Consider the following 405-nt stretch of genomic DNA (forward strand, 5'->3'; position numbering starts at 1 on the left):
GTTCTGGTGATCGGCATCGACCAGTTCGATCGGCGCACCAAGCACCTTGCCGCCAAAGTCCTCGATTGCCATCTTGGCAGCTTCGACCGAGGATTTGCCGCCGAAATCGGCATAGACGCCGGATTGATCGTTGAGAATGCCGATCTTGACTTTGCCGTCGGATATGCCGCCGGCGAGGGCTGCCGTCCCGCTTGCAAGCAACAAGGCCAGGGACGCAATAAGGGTATTTCGCATCATGTCTCTCCCAGAGATTTGCGATCGCAGAGTGGTTCACTCACGGACAGCCATGCCCCTCAACACGGCTGCCAAAACCATGATCTGGTAAAACGGTGACCGATGCAAGCGATTGTGCGGCGGATCGCAACCTTTGTTCATGATTGCACAAAGCCTCGGAGCGTCGTGGCT

At 56.8% G+C, this 405-nt stretch carries 1 protein-coding gene; it reads right to left on the reverse strand.

Annotated features, from left to right (window positions below):
- Window positions 1–234, reverse strand: a 234-nt coding sequence (locus AC1D0P_RS30900) for an ABC transporter substrate-binding protein (RefSeq protein WP_477680217.1), incomplete at its 3' end; no start/stop codon positions are given.
- Window positions 235–405: the final 171 nt, after the last annotated feature.

Source organism: Polaromonas sp. P1_G2, from assembly GCF_056405515.1.